Origin of the sequence: Meishania litoralis (genome assembly GCF_042611095.1) — a bacterium.
GTDB classification, from domain to species: Bacteria; Bacteroidota; Bacteroidia; order Flavobacteriales; family Flavobacteriaceae; genus Meishania; species Meishania litoralis.
In genome coordinates this window covers 975,142-993,332 of the sequence record NZ_JBHFPV010000002.1, presented here as the reverse complement: position 1 = coordinate 993,332, position 18,191 = coordinate 975,142, and the positions used below count along the sequence as shown (strand labels likewise).

The 18,191-nt window shown below is 43.0% G+C and carries 12 protein-coding genes and 1 other RNA gene; 10 read left to right on the top strand and 3 right to left on the bottom strand.

Annotated features, from left to right (window positions below; all coding sequences use genetic code 11):
- The first annotated feature begins 98 nt into the window (after positions 1 to 98).
- Positions 99 to 430, top strand: an RNA gene (gene rnpB / locus ACEZ3G_RS13585) — RNase P RNA component class A.
- 63 nt (positions 431 to 493) lie between these two features.
- Here the strand turns inward: rnpB and ACEZ3G_RS13580 are convergent.
- Genes ACEZ3G_RS13580 through ACEZ3G_RS13570 form a run of 3 tightly spaced genes read right to left on the bottom strand, consistent with a single transcriptional unit; the run spans position 494 to position 2,503 of the window.
- A complete protein-coding gene (locus tag ACEZ3G_RS13580; protein WP_432426036.1) occupies positions 494 to 1,042 on the bottom strand; it encodes an RsmD family RNA methyltransferase in 549 nt (182 codons plus the stop codon).
- Positions 1,042 to 1,875 (bottom strand): DUF3822 family protein, encoded by an 834-nt coding sequence (locus ACEZ3G_RS13575; protein ID WP_432426035.1) that lies wholly within the window; start codon positions 1,873 to 1,875, stop codon positions 1,042 to 1,044. Before ACEZ3G_RS13575 ends, ACEZ3G_RS13580 begins: the two co-directional genes overlap by 1 nt.
- Positions 1,853 to 2,503, bottom strand: a complete 651-nt coding sequence (locus ACEZ3G_RS13570; protein ID WP_432426034.1) for a hypothetical protein — start codon at positions 2,501 to 2,503, stop codon at positions 1,853 to 1,855. The genes ACEZ3G_RS13575 and ACEZ3G_RS13570 overlap by 23 nt, the downstream gene beginning before the upstream one ends.
- Positions 2,504 to 2,764: 261 nt before the next feature.
- Here ACEZ3G_RS13570 and ACEZ3G_RS13565 point away from each other — a divergent pair, with 261 nt between their 5' ends.
- From ACEZ3G_RS13565 to ACEZ3G_RS13525, 9 genes are all read left to right on the top strand, one after another.
- Entirely contained in the window at positions 2,765 to 4,198 is a 1,434-nt protein-coding gene (locus ACEZ3G_RS13565) for an ATP-dependent DNA helicase (RefSeq protein WP_432426033.1), read from the top strand.
- A 30-nt stretch (positions 4,199 to 4,228) separates the two neighbouring features.
- Complete coding sequence (locus ACEZ3G_RS13560) at positions 4,229 to 4,798, top strand: DUF4126 domain-containing protein (RefSeq protein ID WP_432426032.1); 570 nt, start codon at positions 4,229 to 4,231, stop codon at positions 4,796 to 4,798.
- A 34-nt stretch (positions 4,799 to 4,832) separates the two neighbouring features.
- Positions 4,833 to 5,546: a 3-deoxy-manno-octulosonate cytidylyltransferase gene (gene kdsB / locus ACEZ3G_RS13555; protein ID WP_432426075.1), complete on the top strand. Its 714-nt coding sequence runs from the start codon at positions 4,833 to 4,835 to the stop codon at positions 5,544 to 5,546.
- Positions 5,537 to 6,235, top strand: a complete 699-nt coding sequence (locus ACEZ3G_RS13550; RefSeq protein ID WP_432426031.1) for an HAD family hydrolase — start codon at positions 5,537 to 5,539, stop codon at positions 6,233 to 6,235. Before kdsB ends, ACEZ3G_RS13550 begins: the two co-directional genes overlap by 10 nt.
- 8 nt (positions 6,236 to 6,243) lie before the next feature.
- Positions 6,244 to 7,368 (top strand): iron-containing alcohol dehydrogenase family protein, encoded by a 1,125-nt coding sequence (locus ACEZ3G_RS13545; protein WP_432426030.1) that lies wholly within the window; start codon positions 6,244 to 6,246, stop codon positions 7,366 to 7,368.
- Between the two features lie 64 nt (positions 7,369 to 7,432).
- Positions 7,433 to 7,972, top strand: coding sequence for a 1-acyl-sn-glycerol-3-phosphate acyltransferase (locus tag ACEZ3G_RS13540; RefSeq protein WP_432426029.1), 540 nt, complete (start codon positions 7,433 to 7,435; stop codon positions 7,970 to 7,972).
- 344 nt (positions 7,973 to 8,316) lie between these two features.
- Entirely contained in the window at positions 8,317 to 16,251 is a 7,935-nt protein-coding gene (locus ACEZ3G_RS13535; RefSeq protein WP_432426028.1) for a BspA family leucine-rich repeat surface protein, read from the top strand.
- A gap of 870 nt (positions 16,252 to 17,121) precedes the next feature.
- Entirely contained in the window at positions 17,122 to 17,664 is a 543-nt protein-coding gene (locus tag ACEZ3G_RS13530; protein ID WP_432426027.1) for a hypothetical protein, read from the top strand.
- 11 nt (positions 17,665 to 17,675) lie between these two features.
- Positions 17,676 to 18,188: a phage tail protein gene (locus ACEZ3G_RS13525; RefSeq protein WP_432426026.1), complete on the top strand. Its 513-nt coding sequence runs from the start codon at positions 17,676 to 17,678 to the stop codon at positions 18,186 to 18,188.
- Positions 18,189 to 18,191: the final 3 nt, after the last annotated feature.

The following is an 18,191-nucleotide window of genomic DNA, read 5'->3' as shown; positions in this document are numbered from 1 at the left end:
TCCAGTGCAAATACAAATATAAAAATCGGAATGTACATAACCCTTCATTTGGGGTGGTTTACCAACTTATTTATCAACAATTGCCGTAACTTTGCGGCCAAGCAGGCCACCTTATCGCTCCCATATTGATGGGAGAGGAAAGTCCGGACACCAAAGTGCAATATAGCGGGTAACGCCCGTCCGTCGTAAGGCGAGGACCAGTGCAACAGAAAGCAAGTACAGTTCGGCTGTAGTGAAATCAGGTAAACTCTATATGGTGAAACGTCATGTAAATCGGTGTTTCGACCCGGATAGTTATCGGGACGGAAGAGGGTTGCACGCCCGAGCCGAAGGGTAGGCGGTTCGAGCCTTGGGGCAACCTAGGGCCTAGATAAATGATAGGGGTCCGTTTCAAACGGAAACAGAATCCGGCTTATGGCCTGCTTTTTTAATGAAATGTTTCGATGACTTCCTTAGGGCGGGGAGTTTTGATTACAGGATTTCGCAAGACCCTTTAATTAGGTTCTTGAGGAACGAAAAAACTAAAAACACTTCCTCCGTATTTCCTGGCATTCCTGAATTGTGGCAATCGCGATAGATCCGTTTGCTTGGCATGTTCTAAAATCAATACCCCATCATTCAATATTAGATTTTTGGTAAAGATTGATCGAACGATGCGCTCAAAATCTTCTAGGGCCATATCGTATGGCGGATCGCCAAAAACTATGTCGAATTTTTCGGTGGTCTTTTGCAAAAAAGAAAAAACATTACTTTTTAGCGGGGTAATCGCTAAATCGAGCTGTTCCGATGTTTTTGAGATAAAGTTTATACACCCCTTGTGGTCGTCGACGGCCATGATCCGCTCGACACCTCTACTGGCAAATTCATAACTGATATTTCCTGTTCCGGCAAAAAGGTCGAGTACCTTGAGGTCGCCAAAATAATACTCGTTGTTGAGAATATTGAAAAGCCCTTCTTTGGCCATATCGGTGGTAGGTCGTACAGGTAGGTTTTTAGGGGCGATTAGCCGTCTCCCTTTATGTATTCCTGAAATTATGCGCATTAAAGGGTACTTAAAATGGTAAAATCGATACTTGCTTCTTTCGGGTCAAAAACGGGGTAGTTGCGTTTTGAAGGAACAAAAACGGAAACATTTTTGATATACCTAAAACATAGTTCATAGATTTCATCACCCTCTTCCACAGTTCCAAAAAGTTTAAGGGGCACTAAATGCGGATCTAATTTTAACTGCTCTAGGGCGAACAGCAGATAATAGATAAAATCTTCCTTTGTATAGAAATCAAAACTGTTGTATAATAAAAGCCTTCTGTTTGAAATGATGGCAACATCCATTTGCCGATACCCTACATTGACATAACAGATGATGTCCTTGGTTCCTTTTTGTTCATTCAATAAAGAGTTTATGGTAATAGTGGCATTGTGCTGAAATTCAAACTCGCCGTATAGATCGAAAATATAGTTGTTGACGTTCGAAAATGGAATATAGACATTGACGATTTCATGGTTCGGAACTTCGTCGTGTACGATTTGGTCGCCCGCTAATATTTTTGTGTTGAACTTTAAATAATTGGCCAATTCATTTTTTTCGAAGAGCGGGCGAGGAACCAAGCTGAACATAGGGTTTCTGTGAATGACCACAACTTCACAAAACCTTTTTTCGTCAATTTTGTGGGCCTTTAAGAATTGCCTTAGCCTATTGTGCAGCTCATGCGGAGGCTGTTCATTTTCGAAAACCGAGTTCTGGGCATCAAGAATAGTATTGGCAATGGTATCGAGAATACAAAAAGAAAGTCCATTCAAGCTAACCTGAATGGACAGTTTTTCAAACGTATCCGCTGCTTGGGCGGCAGTATTATTTGTTATCTTTTTTGTCATAGATCGGTGGCCAGTTTCCACTTGTGCTCACTTCGGTCAGTGACCCTACTTTTATTTCACTTCCGTTGACCTCTTCAACACTTATCTGGGCATTTTCACGCGATAACAAATCTGAAGGCTGATCATGCAACACGACATTCTTGGCAACTTTGGCCTCAAATACCGGTGCCCGATAACCGCCCTTATCTATAATATCGGCTTTCATCTCGAATTTCTCCCCGTTCAGGGCATCGGGTACGTTCATCATACTTTTATAGCGATCATCATTCTTAAAAAGGGAATCCTTGACCGAAACGAAGCCCAAAGTATCGATCAAGACCGTATCGACTTGGAGGTCGATCTGATAGTTCTTGTCGTACCGCATGAAAGACGAATCTTTTTGCTGGGTAATTGTATAATTACCGGTATCAACAAAGCTAATGAGCGATTGAAAATCTTTGGCGTACCTTTTATTGACCGTTTTGTAGGCCTCCTGGGAATTCTTGATGTCATTAAGTTTGGCAATGACCTTTGAATAGCGTTCTTGCTTCACCTCGTTGAACTTGATAGGGCCAGTTACAGAGTTGTAGATCATGTATCCTAAACCGATACAAGCAATCCAAAGTACAATTTGAATTATGGTCTTCATTTCTTAAGTGTTTGTTTAATTTAGCGGTTGACACAAATCTACAATTTTTTTGGAAACTGCCTAATTTTTTAAGGCCTGATTTGGATGTGGGATTTTCGGGTCTAAATATCGCGGTAAACATTTGTTTTTTAGGACGTATTGAGGTTTTTTTCAATTCTCTTTATGATCCCTTGAATTCTCAAACGACGAAGTAGGTTTGATTAAGATATTTCGGGCATACGGAAACATTTACTTCTAAATCATGACTATATTTGGTTCAATATGGCCAATTTGACCGAAACAAATTTTTATAACATACTTGAGGAAAAGTTCCCGCACCGACCGACTGACAAACAATCGGTGGCCTTGCAAAAGTTAGCGACGTTCGTTCTATCTAAAAACCCTAACGACCTTTTTTTATTGGAAGGGTACGCGGGAACCGGTAAAACAACGATTGTCGGCACATTGGTGAATTCTCTTTGGAAAACTTCCAAGAAAGCGGTACTGATGGCCCCGACCGGACGGGCGGCAAAAGTAATGTCGAACTACTCCAATACTCAGGCCTTTACCATCCACAGAAAAATATACTTCCCGAAAAAACAAAAAGGGGGAGCGGTGCAGTTTGTTTTGGCACCTAACAAACACCGCAATACGATTTTCATTGTCGACGAAGCTTCGATGATCCCCGATACCCCGGCAGATTCTAAACTTTTCGAGAACGGGTCTTTGTTGGACGACCTTTTGATGTTCGTTTATTCAGGGCACAATTGCAAACTGATCTTGATAGGCGATAAGGCGCAGCTACCCCCGGTCCACTTAGATTTGAGTCCGGCACTAGATCGTGACAAGCTGTCGATGAACTATAATAAGGAAGTCGTCAGGCTCGAACTGGACGAGGTGGTCAGGCAAGAAGAAGATTCGGGCATTTTGGTCAATGCAACTTTGTTAAGGGAACAGCTGCAGCATAATTTTTTCGATGTATTTAGATTCGATGTGGCGCCCTACAAAGACATCGTAAGGCTTATTGATGGCGGTGAAATATTGGAGGCGATCGAAGAATCGTACGCGGTGAACGGAAAAGAGGAAACGACGTTTATTGTCCGTTCGAACAAACGCGCCAACCTTTACAATGAGAACATACGCAATCGTATTTTATATCTTGAACATGAACTCGCCGTGGGCGATTATATGATGGTGGTGAAGAACAATTATTTTTGGTTGAAACCCAATTCAGAAGCGGGCTTTATCGCTAATGGTGATATCTTAGAGGTGCTGGAAATATTTGCGATAAAAGAACTATATGGCTTTCGATTTGCCGAGGTAGGGGTAAAAATGGTCGACTACCCCAATCAAAAACCTTTTGAAACGGTTTTATTGCTAGACACGGTCAAGGCCGTGACGCCCTCATTGTCTTACGAAGATGGTAATCGCCTTTATCAGGAAGTGATGAAAGACTACGAAAGCGAGAAATCAAAGTACAAAAAGTTCTTGGCGGTCAAGAACAATAAATACTTCAATTCATTACAGGTAAAGTTCTCATATGCCATAACTTGCCATAAATCTCAAGGAGGGCAGTGGGGTACGGTTTTTGTCGAGCAACCGTACTTGCCTAATGGGGTGGACAAAGAGTACCTTCGTTGGTTGTATACGGCTGTTACCCGTGCCAAGAACAAGCTTTATCTCATCGGTTTTAAGGATGATTTTTTTGTTGACTGACAATAGTTTATTTTAGTTCAAACTTTTTTTATGACGTCTGAGACGATTATCAGTATTTTTTTGGGAGTGGGTTTGGCGGCATCGGTCGGTTTTAGGGTTTTCCTACCACTTTTTGCGCTTAGTCTAGCCTCGTATTTCAATGTTTGGGAGCTAAATGAAAGTTGGCAATGGATCGGCAGTCTGGCCGCTGTCATAACGCTTGGCGTTGCTACGGTAGTTGAAATTTTCGCCTACTTCATTCCATGGGTCGATAATTTGTTGGATAGTTTTGCGGTTCCATTGGCCGCAATTGCAGGTACGGCCGTAATGGTTTCGACCGTCGCAAATTTAGACCCCGTGGTTACCTGGTCATTGGCCATTATTGCAGGCGGGGGCACGGCAACCGCAATTAAAGGTGCCGGTGCTGCGGGAAGAATGGCTTCTACGGCCACTACCGGGGGATTGGGCAATCCGGTCGTATCGACAGTTGAGACCGGTACCGCATTGGCGGTAACGGCGGCATCAATTTTTGCACCAGTTTTGGCCATCGTTATGGTGATAATTATCTTGATTATCATTTTTTTGATCTATCGAAAACTTAGGCCCAAGACGAGGCCCTAATATAAATCTGTGGAATAAAGTGAAGATTATTGCAATGATTCCGGCGCGCTATGCCGCCTCACGTTTCCCGGCAAAGTTGATGCAAGACCTGTCGGGTAAACCTGTAATTGTGCGAACCTATGAGGCGGCCGCAAAGACTGGACTGTTCGATGAGGTCTATGTGGTTACCGATAGTCCCGTTATTTTTGAGACGGTTACCGATGCCGGAGGTAAGGCCATCATGAGCAAGAAAGAACATGATTGTGGCAGTGATAGAATTGCAGAGGCCGTAGCCGACATGGATGTGGATATCATTGTGAACGTGCAGGGTGATGAGCCTTTTACCGAAAAAGCCAGTTTATCAGCCGTTTTGGAGGTTTTTGAAGGGGACACGGAACATGAAATCGATTTGGCCTCATTGATGGTGCGCATAACCGATGAAGATGAGATACAAAACCCTAATACGGTCAAGGTAATTGTCGACAACAGAAATTTTGCACTTTATTTTTCAAGGTCACCGATTCCCTATCCTCGATCTACGGAAGCCAAAGCAAGATATTTCAAACATAAAGGTATCTATGCGTTCAGAAAAAGTGCTTTGATGGCTTTTCAACAATTACCGATGTTGCCGTTGGAGGCAACGGAAAAAATAGAGGCGATCCGTTATTTGGAATATGGTAAAAAGATCAAAATGGTTGAGACCACCGTTTCGGGCATTGAAATAGATACGCCTGAAGACCTAAAGAGGGCGCAAGAAGTATGGAAATAGATTACAGCATGATCAAGGTCATCGGTTTTGATGCCGATGACACCTTATGGGTCAATGAAACCTATTTTAGGGAAACCGAAGAAAAGTTCGCTGAATTGTTGGATGCCTATGAAACCAAGAATAAGATCGACCAAGAACTGTTCAAGGTTGAAATCAAAAATCTGGATTTATACGGCTACGGTATTAAAGGTTTTATGCTTTCGATGATCGAATCGGCCCTGGATATTTCAAATAACAAGATTTCGCAAGCAACGATTGGCGAAATTTTGAATCTAGGTAAAAAGATGATCTCACATCCGGTGGAATTGCTCGAGGGTGTCAAGGAAGTATTGGAACAATTAAAGGATAAATACCGATTGATCGTTTTGACGAAGGGCGATCTATTGGATCAAGAACGAAAACTTGAGCGATCCGGATTGTCGGAATATTTTCATCACGTCGAGGTACTGAGCGATAAGAAAGAAGAAAACTACCTAAATTTGCTTGACCATTTAAAAATCGATGTCAAAGAGTTTTTGATGATAGGCAATTCCTTGAAGTCCGATGTGCTGCCTATTACCAGAATCGGGGCACAGGCGATCCATATTCCTTTTCATACGACTTGGCAACACGAAGAAGTACCTGTTGAAGAACAAAACAATAATTATTTGACGGTCAATAGTTTAAAAGATATTGCATCACATTTGTAAATAGTATTATGCATATAAAAAAGGAGATCGGAGCAAATAAAATGAGCATTTCGCAAAAGAAGTATCGAAACTTTCCAATGGTGCCCAGGGTTGTTTTTGGCAATGGAAGTTTTGATCAATTAGGTGAAATTCTAATGCCTAGAAGAAACCATTCCGAAGCTCCTTTCATTTTCTTGGTCGATGATGTTTTTGAAGGAACAGGCCTGATCGATCGACTACCGGTAATATTCAATGACCAAATTATTTTTATCTCTGCCGATGAAGAACCTAAGACCATACAGGTAGATGCCATCGTGAAAAGGTTAAGGGATGAATTCACCGAACTTCCATCGGGTATAGTGGGTATTGGTGGGGGTACCTTACTCGATCTGGCGAAAGCCGTCGCTATCATGCTGACCAATAAAGGTAGTGCCTGTGAGTATCAAGGATGGGACTTGGTCCATCGACCTTCAATCTATCATGTGGGCATTCCCACCATTAGTGGAACAGGTGCCGAGGTATCTAGAACTACGGTACTTCTGGGCCCTGAAAAGAAATTAGGGATCAATTCAGATTATACGACTTTCGACCAGGTATTATTAGATCCCGAACTTACCAAAGGTGTCGGGAAAGAGCAGTGGTTCTACACAGGCATGGATTGTTACATCCACTGTATAGAATCGCTCAATGGTACATATTTGAACGCTTTCAGCCAAAGCTATGGCGAAAAGGCCTTGGAACTTTGCAAAGAGGTCTTTTTGGGTGACCTTTCCCCTTCCGAATCTCGAGATAAATTGATGATGGCCTCATGGCATGGTGGCATGAGCATTGCGTATTCCCAAGTTGGCGTTGCGCATGCCATGAGTTATGGACTTGGTTATTTGTTGGGGGTAAAACATGGCATAGGCAACTGTTTGGTTTTTAAACATTTGGATGAATTCTATCCCGACGGTGTCGCCCTTTTCGACACGATGTTGAAAAAGCATAGAATTCAATTGCCTAAAAACATATGCGCCACATTGAGCGAAAGCGACTTTGAAACGATGATCAATGTGGCCCTGAGCATGGAACCCCTTTGGGAGAATGCCTTGGGTTCAAATTGGCAAAAAACGATTACACCTGAGAAATTAAGGGCCATTTATCAGAAAATATAGTATCTGTTCACCTATTTTATTGCCCTAACCAAGAACCGTTGACCATTTTACAGATTCGATAACTATGTACAAGTTGGCCAAATTTATCTATTATAAATTAATGGGATGGAAATTGGTCGGTGAATTTCCGCAAATAGATAAGTGTGTCGTCATCGTGGTACCGCATACGAGCAACGTTGATTTTTTTCTAGGACTTCTTGTGCGCAGGGTTTTGAACGAAGAGTTTAACTATGTGGGCAAAAAAAGTTTGTTCAAGTGGCCATGGGGCTGGTATTTTAGGCGAATGGGCGGTATGCCAATTGATCGCAGCAAGAGCAATAATTTTGTGGCCGCGTGCGCCGAGCTGATAAAAAATTCGAAGAAGATACACCTTACCTTGGCCCCCGAAGGTACCCGCAAAAAGGTCACCGAGTGGAAAACAGGATTTTATTACATCGCCAAAACGGCCAATGTACCCATAGTTATGGTGGCCTTTGACTATGGTCGAAAAGAAGTGAAAATTTCAAGTCCCTATTTGACCACCGATGATAAGGATGCCGACTTCAAAGGTTATAAATCTTTTTTTAAAGGAGTAAAGGGCAAAGTTCCTGAAAATAGTGATTGACTTTCTCTTAATAAATCTAATATTATTGTTTCTGATCTGATATTTATTTGGCATCCAAAGAATATTAGCGAAGTACACTACATCAAATTTGACAGATTTATACCACAAAATTGAAGTACTTCACAACAAAAATTTAAGGGATTTGGTCGTTCTGTATAGTTTCAACGTGCAAATCAAAAGTTGTAATCTTCCCAGATCTCTTTGATAAACTTTACTTCCTAATAAGAGAATACCCATTAATAGGTATTTACTTGGATGCTTTGTGGTGTTATATTGGCGGTTAGTTTAGTGCCCTATATTAAGCTTGGCCTTCCAATTTTTTGAATAACCAAAACACAACCATTATGAGAAATTTTACAATTACCTTATCATTGCTTTTTCTTTTTTCGTTTTATTCGCTCCACTCTCAAACATGGAAAAATGTAGGTTCTGATGAACCAAACGTACCTACCCTCGGCCCTTCATATCGGCAAACATCAGCACTGAATGACAGTGATGTATTATATATTGCGTATGCTGATATCAATAACAACTCTAAAGGTAATGTTCGAAAATTCGATAATGGAAATTGGACTTATGTTGGAACACCGAATTTCACCGATGAAAACTGTGCGGATTTTTCCTTGGATTTTGATTCACTGGGAAATGTGTACCTCGCATATAGCTGTTTAAATGGTGTGACCGTGCAGAAATTTAATGGGTCAAATTGGGAAATTGTAGGAAGTTCTTTTGTTTCGCAAGCCCTAGGATTTTCACAAATCGTCTTAGACAGTAACGACACTCCTATTCTTGTATACCGTGATTATGAAAATGATGTTCGGATTAAAGTAAGAATGTTTGATGGATCGAACTGGTTACCCGTAGGCGATGATAATTTTTCTCCCCCTTATGCTACTCCTCATCACATTGATATAAATTCAGATGGTTACCCTATTATCTTGGCAAATGTGAACGGGCCAGGGGTTGTCGTATATAGTTTTGATGGCAATGATTGGCAAATTGTAGGTAACGAGGCCGTGGTCGTACCGTCGTTTGCGGCCAATATCGATATGGATTTGGATGCAAACGGAATGCCTTATGTGCTCTATTCAGAAATAGTCTTCCAAGATCCGGTATCCAATTACCAGACCTATGTAAAGCGGTTCGACGGTACAGAATGGGTCTTTGCCGGAACTAACCCTGTAGTAACCGGCACCACAGATACCGGTGTAGGTTTGGGCCAGTCATCTCTATATGTAGGTGATTCTGGAATACCCCACATTTCTTTTTTAGATTATAATAATGAGGGGAAGGCATCTATACTAAGACTCAATGCAAACACATGGGAGCCCTTAGGCTCATTAAATGTTGCAGAAAATACATCGGCTTGGACATCCGTGTTAGTTGATGTCAGCAATGTCACTTATCTTACCTATATGGACAAAGGGCCTAATAATAACGCTTTCAACACTATTGTTCAAAAGTTCGATCCAAATGATACATCTGACGCCCAACCGCCAATAGCCGTTCTAGAACCATTGAACGAACGTGCGAATGTTCCCCTAGATCAAGTATTCACGGTACTTTTTAATGAAATCGTACAAAGCACCGATGATAATCTAATCGCGAATATTTATGAACCAAGCTCAACGGGTGGATTTATTACCTTGGCGGATCTTAGTATTGCCAACGGAGGTCTTTCCTTGACGGATGATGGCAATGTTTCAACTTTGACTATAACACCGCTGCAACCTTTACCGCCAAACAAATCCTTACGGTTGGCCATAAAATCAGGTCATTTTGAGGATTTGGCCGGTAATGATTGGGTCGGTACTAGCTCGGACGGATTTGGTTTTGATTGGCAATTCACTACCGAACTGGGCGATACCCCATGCGTTTCGGGGGACCTGGATTTAGAAATCGTTTTTGATAGTTTCGCCGAAGAAACCTCGTGGCGTATCATTAATGCCGATGGCAGTGCAATTCTAGCAGAGGCAAGTTATACCGCCGCCCAGTCGAACACGACTATAACTGAACAAATTACGGGTTTACCAGATGGCACTTATCAATTTATCATTGAAGATTCATTTGGGGACGGTATTTGTTGTGGTCAGGGTAGCGGAAGTTATCGTGTTACAAAAAACGGTGTAGTACTGTTCGGTGGAGGTCAATTTGCAAACATTCAAGCATTTACTTTTTGTATCGACTCCTCCATAGATTCCGAAACACCTTTAATTACATGTCCATCTGATATTAATGCTATTGCGGGTGCAAGTTGTTCTACCTCGGTAACCCTTACAGACCCAACAGCTAGCGATAACGTATCGACCAATTTTACCTTTGTGGGTATCCGTAGCGATGAAAGACCTTTGACAGATCCCTTCTTTGTTGGTGAAACTACGATAGACTGGACAGCGACTGATGAAGCGGGCAATGTTTCGGAATCTTGTCGACAATTAATCACAGTAACAGGTTCAGGTGATTGTTGGTTTCAGGTGGGTCAGCCTTTTGTGGGTGCCACCGAAAATCAATTAGGGGCGGGAGTTAGTATAAATGCGCTGGGTAACAGAATAGCCTATGTGAGTCCGAATACCAATGGTAATGGAAATGTGGGTGTGGTAACCGTTCTTGAAAGAAGTGGTGATAATTGGAATGTACTTGGTAATTCAGTTTCCGGAGGTCAATTTGGGCGCAGTAGAAGCGGAATCGATTTGAATGACGCCGGCGACCGGCTGGCCGTAAGCCAAGCTGATGGAGATGTTCAGGTATTTCAATTGCTCTCGGATATTTGGTCGCCATTAGGTGCCGAGATTCCTGCCGCAGGGGTGGCTTTTATTCAAAAAGTCGATTTTGATGCGAGCGGAAACAATTTGGTAATAGGTTATGCTGGTGAAAATAATGAGACGGGTCTCGCTGTGGTATATCAATGGGCTGGGAACCAGTGGGAGCAAGTAGGGCAAAATCTAACCGGTTCTGAGTTCGGCGATAATTTTGGTAGGGATGTAAGTCTGAATGCGGCGGGAACCCGTTTGGCAGTGGGGGCTTATCAGGTAGGTAAAAGTGGTTATTCATTGCCCTTGGCAGGCGGTTATGTCAAGGTCTTCGAACTGGTAGATGACAATTGGCAACAACTGGGTACTGATTTGACCGCCGATGGCAATCAAGATTTTTTTGGCATATCCGTCGCACTTAATGATGTAGGTGACCAAATGGTAGTAGGTGCCAATGCTGCCGATTATGCAAAAATCTTTCAATTTGCGAACGGTTCATGGTCTCAATTGGGCAATACAATAGGCCCAGTAACACCTGGGCCAAATACTGAGCAACCGGGTTATCAGGTAGATATTAATGGAATAGGTGATATCGTATTGATCGGAGACTTTGGCCAGCCGACACGAATTTTTCAATATAATGGGGCACAATGGCAGCTACTGGGGCAACCAATTTATGCACAAGTGGGTCAAGACTTGGCCATGAACAAAGAAGGCGACATTATTATCTTAGGAGGCCCTGGATATGAAGGTCAGAAAGGAAAAGTAGCTATTTACGAATATTCCGGTGTTTTACAGACACCTGAGACCAATATTACACTATCAACAGAAGGCATATTGCAGATAACTGATGTTAATGGTAATATTGATGATATATTCGAACTGTCTGTCAACGGTACTAATCTTAGAATTGTCAATACATCCGATTCCATTTCGATTAGTGGTGATGATGTAGTACAAATCGATGCGAACACGGTAGAGGTACCTTTGGCAAATATCACTGGCGGAATCACCGTCGATGGTGCGGGTGGTAACAACTCGATCGCCATTGAAACACCTTTACAACTTTTGGGTTCCGAAAACGGATTGTTCTTGAACAATTTGAATGTCCGGGTTACAGGTTCAGGTGAGTTGGATTTGAACCATTTGAATGTCGACAACAGTGTATTTGATACCAATAACCTGATAATCAATGTTGGCGATGCTGCCAATTTCTCCAACAGTTCCACCTTGGTAGGTGTAGGTTCCATTATTGGTACGGTGAATATAGATGGTTCGTCGATTATTGCTCCCGGTGCAAGCCCTGGTGTTTTGAATACAGGCGATCTTGTCCTTGAAAATGGCAGTACTTTAGATGCCGAGGTAAATGGTCCTTTGCCTGGCCTTGAACACGATCAAGTGGTTGTTACGGGTACGGTAAACATAAACGGTGCAACATTGAACCTGTTAGGTGGTTATGCCAATGGTGACAACGATGAAATTGTCTTGATCGATAACGATGGGATCGATGCCATTACCGGAACATTTGCCGAATTGGCTGAAGGCACCGCGGTAAGTTTTGGCGCGTTTTCTGGAACAATTAGCTATGTGGGTGGTGACGGTAATGATATTACCCTAAATGGCGTTACAGCTTCCGGACCGATAGATTTAATCGTTACCGAGATTATGTATAATCCCGGCGGTACCGATTCCGGTTGGGAGTGGATAGAAGTTTATAATAATGGACCCGACCCCATCGACTTTAGTAGCGGATTTTATTTTGATGATACAAATACCCAACCCTCCGAAGCTAATATTTTAAGTGGTTTACTAGAAGCGGGTCAATCGGCAATTCTCTTTGATGCAGATGACACTTCAGAGCAGGACTTCAAGGATGTTTGGGGAGATGTGTACTTGATTCCAGTTACGGCATGGCCCACATTGGGTAATGGTTCAGGCGACCTGATTACTATCTGGGATACCAACGGAAACATCGTGCAACAAGTGACTTATAAAAACAACGAGGAGGGATGGCCTGTTGATGATGGCCAAAGTTCCATTTATTTGAGCAATATCGAATCTGATAATGAAGATGGTAACAATTGGGCGCTAAGTATCGATGGCGAAGAAGGTGCTTATACCAGTAACACGCCCAGGACAGATGTGGGGTCTCCCGGATTGGTGCCCGGTACAGCTGATGATATCGAGCCCCCCGTGATTACATGTCCGGAGCCTGTTGTTGCTTCCACCGATGAAGATGCTTGTGACGCCAACTTCCCCATTTTAGAGCCTACGGCCACAGATAATATCTCCGAAACCTTCATTTTTGAGGCAATAAGAAGTGACAATTTAGAATTGACCGATCCCTTTCCGATAGGGGAGACGACCATCACTTGGACGGCAACAGATGAAGCCGGAAATACCTCGGAAAGTTGCGAGCAATTGATTACCATTGTTGATGAAGAGGGCCCGACGGTCATCTGCCCGGCCGATATTTCGACGATAAGTAATAATGGCAGTCCGCTGGTCCTGGAAGTAGGTACCGCCGGTGCTACGGATAATTGTCCTGCGGAACTACAGGTCAATGGAACACGAAGCGACAACGAACCATTGAACGAACCTTATCCTGTCGGTACGACCACTATCATTTGGGAAACCATGGATGTGGCCGGCAATGTAGGGCAATGCACCCAGACGATAACGGTCATGTTCGACGCTTCGATGGAAAATGACATTACGGGCTTCGAAATACCGAATCAGGTCGGGGAGGCCCAAATCGACCCCTTGGAAAAAACCATTACAATCACCATGCCCTTCGATACCGATGTGACGGCACTTGCGCCAAGCAATATCTCCGTTTCCGCCGGTGCGACCGTTTCGCCTGAAGAAGGCATTGCTCAAGATTTTAGTCAACCCGTGTCTTATACTGTCACGGCTGAAGACCAAAGTGAGCAACAATGGTCGGTCAGCGTCATGTTGCAAGATGAACCCTTTAGACCCTTTATCACCACTTGGAAAACAGATAACCCTGGTACTTCAGAGGATAATCAGATTATGATTCCGACATTCCCCGGAGCGTTTTATGATTATACGGTCGATTGGGGAGATGGTAGTTTCAACGAAGGGGTTAATGGTGATATCACACATACGTATGAAACACCGGGCACCTATCAAGTTTCAATTTCAGGGGAATTTCCCAGGATTTATTTTAATAACTCGGGCGATAAGGGCAAATTGATTGCAGTAGACCAGTGGGGTGATATTATTTGGAGGTCAATGGAGAGGTCTTTTTACAGCTGTATTAATATGGATTTAAAAACCTTAGATGTGCCAAACTTTTCCCAGGTAACTGACTTATCGCTAATGTTCGGGGATTGTAATAATTTAATTGGTAATGAATCTATTGGACAATGGGACGTTTCAGGAATAACTAATATGAATAGTATGTTTATAACAGCTTATCAATTTAACCAGGATATATCAACATGGAACGTAGGCAATGTCGAGGACATGGGATATATGTTCGCTAGTGCAATCTCCTTTAATCAGGACATTGGTAACTGGGATGTAAGCAGTGTATCTAACATGGAATATATGTTTGATAGTATTCTCTTTCCTGGAATGCAGTTCAATCAGAACATAGGTCAATGGGATGTTAGTAAGGTACAAGATATGACGGGAATGTTTTCCTTAAATGAAAGCTTTAATCAGAACATTGGAGATTGGGATGTAAGTAATGTATCCAGTATGAGAACTATGTTCTCTGGAGCCAAAAGCTTTAATCAAGATTTGGCGCGATGGAATGTAGAAAATGTCACTAATATGCATGGGATGTTCTCCGGGGCATCTTCCTTTAACCAAAATTTAGGCAACTGGAAGATTGCTCAGGTTTTCTCAATGGGCGGAATGTTTAAAGATATAGGTCTTTCGATTCAAAACTACGACAACACCTTAAACGGTTGGAGCACTCAACAACTCCAAAGCGGAGTTGCATTCGATGGTGGCCACAGCCAATACTGCCTAGGCGAAGAAGCCCGCCAAAAACTGATCGACGATTTTGGTTGGACGATTACCGATGGGGGTAAGAACGCCGATTGTGACACCAATTGCACCTCTTCCAACCTAGCGTTGGATAGGCCCTCCTCGCAATCGAGTACCTATGGTACGGGCGAGGCGCTGTACGCCAACGACGGGAACCGCGCGGGGACGATTCCATGGGGCTCGTCGGTGGACCTTCAGCATACGGCCGTGGGCGAGTACCAGCCGTGGTGGCAGGTGGAGCTCATCGAGCTGTCCCAGCTCCTTCGCATCGACATCTATAACCGTACGAACGGACTTGAATCCCGATTGAACAATTTTTACGTGTTGATCAGCGATGATCCCTTCGCCCCGGGTGCGACCCTGGCCTCGCTATTGGAAGACCCCGGTATCACCTCGGTGTACTTCGATGGCGCCGCGGGCCTCGAGGAGAGCTTTCCGGTGGACGTGAACGGCCGGTATGTAAGGGTACAGCTGTCGGGCACGGGCATACTTCACATGGCCGAGGTCGAGGTCTACGGTTGCCCCCTCGGCCCGGACCCCTGTGAGGAGATCCAGGTGGCGATAGACCCCGTAGGTCCATTTTTGGGTACCGAAGGTCCCCAGAGCCTTACGGCCAGCCCTTTGGGAGGCATATGGTCGGGGGATGTCTCCGCGGAAGGTATTTTTGACCCGGGTCAGGGCATTGGCTTCTATTCGGCTACCTATACCTATACCGAGGGTACATGCACGATATCGGCCAGTACGGAGATTATCGTGAACCCTGCCGATTGCATTTCCCCTAACCTAGCGTTGGATAGGCCCTCCTCTCAATCGAGTACCTATGGCACGGGCGAGGCGAGGTACGCCAACGACGGGAACCGCGCGGGGACCATTCCATGGGGCTCGTCGGTGGACCTTCAGCATACGGCCGTGGGCGAGTACCAGCCGTGGTGGCAGGTGGAGCTCATCGAGCTGTCCCAGCTCCTTCGCATCGACATCTATAACCGTACGAACGGACTTGAATCCCGATTGAACAATTTTTACGTGTTGATCAGCGATGAGCCCTTCACCCCGGGTGCGACCCTGGCCTCGCTATTGGATGACCCCGGTATCACTTCGGTGTACTTCGATGGCGCCGCGGACCTCGAGGAGAGCTTTTCCGTGGATGTCAATGGCAGGTACGTGCGGGTACAGCTTGCGGGCACGGGCATACTGCACATGGCCGAGGTCGAGATCTATGGATGTCCGCTCGGTAGTTCGGGCAAGAATTATGTTAATGGAAAGTCCAATGAAATGGAGTTGTATCCTAACCCTGCGAGCAATGTGGTATCGGTTAGTTTTAAGACCCCGATAAAGTACATTAATGTTTCCATTTTTGATGTCACAGGCCGTTTGGTAAAAACCGTGCCAAGCACCAATTTGGGCGATGACCTGAATGTTGAGGAATTGGGGACAGGAATTTATTTCTTGCAGGCCACCGACGAAAACGGAGGGGTTTACCAGGAAAGCCTGGTCATCAAGAAAGAATGATTTGGCCGAAAAATTAAATAAAAAAAAGGGGGAGCCGCAAAGCGGCTCCCCCTTTTTTTAATGTTGAGAAGTTTATTATTCCTGCATCGCATGGCAGATGTTCTGGCCAACATATTTTTCTCATTTTTTTATCGGTATCGAGATTTTTCTCTTTGATTGACACGTTTATTGCATAGAATATTTTTGAGGTTTAAAATAGAAATTTGCATCTGATTTATTGATTACATAATGACCGATGAACACCGAGGTTTTCAAACGCCTAAGCTTTTGTCCCTATAATAATATGCATGGTTTGAACTCATGGGTGACTAAATACAGATGTACTTTTATTTTTATGATAGGAGGTGATTCTTTTTCAAAAACCAATTTTATTACTCAAGCTAGTATGTTGAATGCCAGGCTCTGCCATGCTTAAATGTGGATGCAGGTGTTGGTACGGCATATTATATAAATAGCTCTCATTCCATGGCAATATTATTTTGTCTTTAATAACAATTTAAAATTAGGCTTTTTGGTTTTGTACGTTAAAAGTTTTTTTCTTGAAACTTAATATATTTCTTTAATCAATAGAGAGATAAATGTCCCCGATATTATTACTGAGTTAATTTTGGGCCAATATTTCCATAATGCAGTATTTCGAAGAACTCTTAAATCTTGGATTTGAATTATTTAACACTTTTTTCGTCGTTTATCGTGAAAACCATACCATTTATACAATTTCATTAGCATTATATAAACAAAAACCTATCTTCCATCCTTTCAATTGATTTTTTTGATTAAAATTCATTGATAATCAGTCTGTATTACCCCACACCTTAATTGAACCGATTTACTTCCTATGGTTTTGTAAATGACCAAACCTATAGGAATATGAAACAAAACTACCTGAGAAGGAATTTCCTCAAGAATTCTTTAATAGCCTCTAGTGGGCTTATGTTATTTCCATCCAAAGTGCGGCCATCCATTTCAACGATGCAATTTGAAAGCGGAGTATTGCATGTAAAGGATATACGAAAGAAACTATTTGGTAAACAAATCGAGATATCGGGACAAATTTTTGATGATACTGGCAAAAATATATTGAGAGGTGTCCTAATCGAATTTTGGCACCTATCGCCCGATTCAAAAAAATTGGGTCATAAGGGCAGCTTGATAACAGATGAAAATGGCTGTTATCACATCTTAACCGATTACCCTAACCGTGAGTTCGGTAAGCATACAACAGTACATTTTAAACTTTCTACGGGTGCGAGGTCGACCTTGACAGAGCTGAAATTTTCAGGTTTCGGTGCATATATCACCGATAAACATTGGGAATCCAATCGAAATTTAGAAGACAGTCTACTTTTTCCAAAAATGGAAAAATTATTCTATAAAACAAAAATCAATTTTAATATTTCAATCAACCAATAAATTATTAAACTATGGAACCATTTATAGGACAAATTATAATGTTCGGCGGAAACTTTGCCCCACGCGGATGGGCATTGTGTGACGGTCAACTTTTATCCATTGCAAGCAACTCTGCTTTATATTCAATTTTAGGAACTACCTATGGGGGTGACGGTCGAACAACCTTTGGATTACCTGATTTACGTGGTAGAGTTCCCATGCATGCAGGAAATGGACCTGGTTTGACCCCAAGAAGATTGGGAGAAAAAAGCGGTACGGAGACCAACACGTTGAATGTAAATCAACTACCATCACACAGTCATGGAGTTTCCTTACCTGCTAAGGAAGAAGGTAATACCGATGTGCCCTCCGGTAATTATGTTGCCGGGGCAGGTCTTGATAGTTTTGGTACGACCTCAGACTCCGACATGGCCACATTTCAGACCTTGAATTCAGGGGGTAGCCAGTCCGTAAATAATATACAACCTTTCCAATGTGTGACTTATATCATCGCTTTGACTGGATTATTTCCTTCAAGAAGTTAATAT

Excerpts from the sequence above, each read along its gene's own strand:
- ACEZ3G_RS13580 (WP_432426036.1), bottom strand. The coding sequence starts at position 1,042 with ATGCGCATAATTTCAGGAATACATAAAGGGAGACGGCTAATCGCCCCT.
- ACEZ3G_RS13575 (WP_432426035.1), bottom strand. The coding sequence starts at position 1,875 with ATGACAAAAAAGATAACAAATAATACTGCCGCCCAAGCAGCGGATACG.
- ACEZ3G_RS13570 (WP_432426034.1), bottom strand. The coding sequence starts at position 2,503 with ATGAAGACCATAATTCAAATTGTACTTTGGATTGCTTGTATCGGTTTA.
- ACEZ3G_RS13565 (WP_432426033.1), top strand. The coding sequence starts at position 2,765 with ATGGCCAATTTGACCGAAACAAATTTTTATAACATACTTGAGGAAAAG.
- ACEZ3G_RS13560 (WP_432426032.1), top strand. The coding sequence starts at position 4,229 with ATGACGTCTGAGACGATTATCAGTATTTTTTTGGGAGTGGGTTTGGCG.
- kdsB (WP_432426075.1), top strand. The coding sequence starts at position 4,833 with ATGATTCCGGCGCGCTATGCCGCCTCACGTTTCCCGGCAAAGTTGATG.
- ACEZ3G_RS13550 (WP_432426031.1), top strand. The coding sequence starts at position 5,537 with ATGGAAATAGATTACAGCATGATCAAGGTCATCGGTTTTGATGCCGAT.
- ACEZ3G_RS13545 (WP_432426030.1), top strand. The coding sequence starts at position 6,244 with ATGCATATAAAAAAGGAGATCGGAGCAAATAAAATGAGCATTTCGCAA.
- ACEZ3G_RS13540 (WP_432426029.1), top strand. The coding sequence starts at position 7,433 with ATGTACAAGTTGGCCAAATTTATCTATTATAAATTAATGGGATGGAAA.
- ACEZ3G_RS13535 (WP_432426028.1), top strand. The coding sequence starts at position 8,317 with ATGAGAAATTTTACAATTACCTTATCATTGCTTTTTCTTTTTTCGTTT.
- ACEZ3G_RS13530 (WP_432426027.1), top strand. The coding sequence starts at position 17,122 with ATGAAACAAAACTACCTGAGAAGGAATTTCCTCAAGAATTCTTTAATA.
- ACEZ3G_RS13525 (WP_432426026.1), top strand. The coding sequence starts at position 17,676 with ATGGAACCATTTATAGGACAAATTATAATGTTCGGCGGAAACTTTGCC.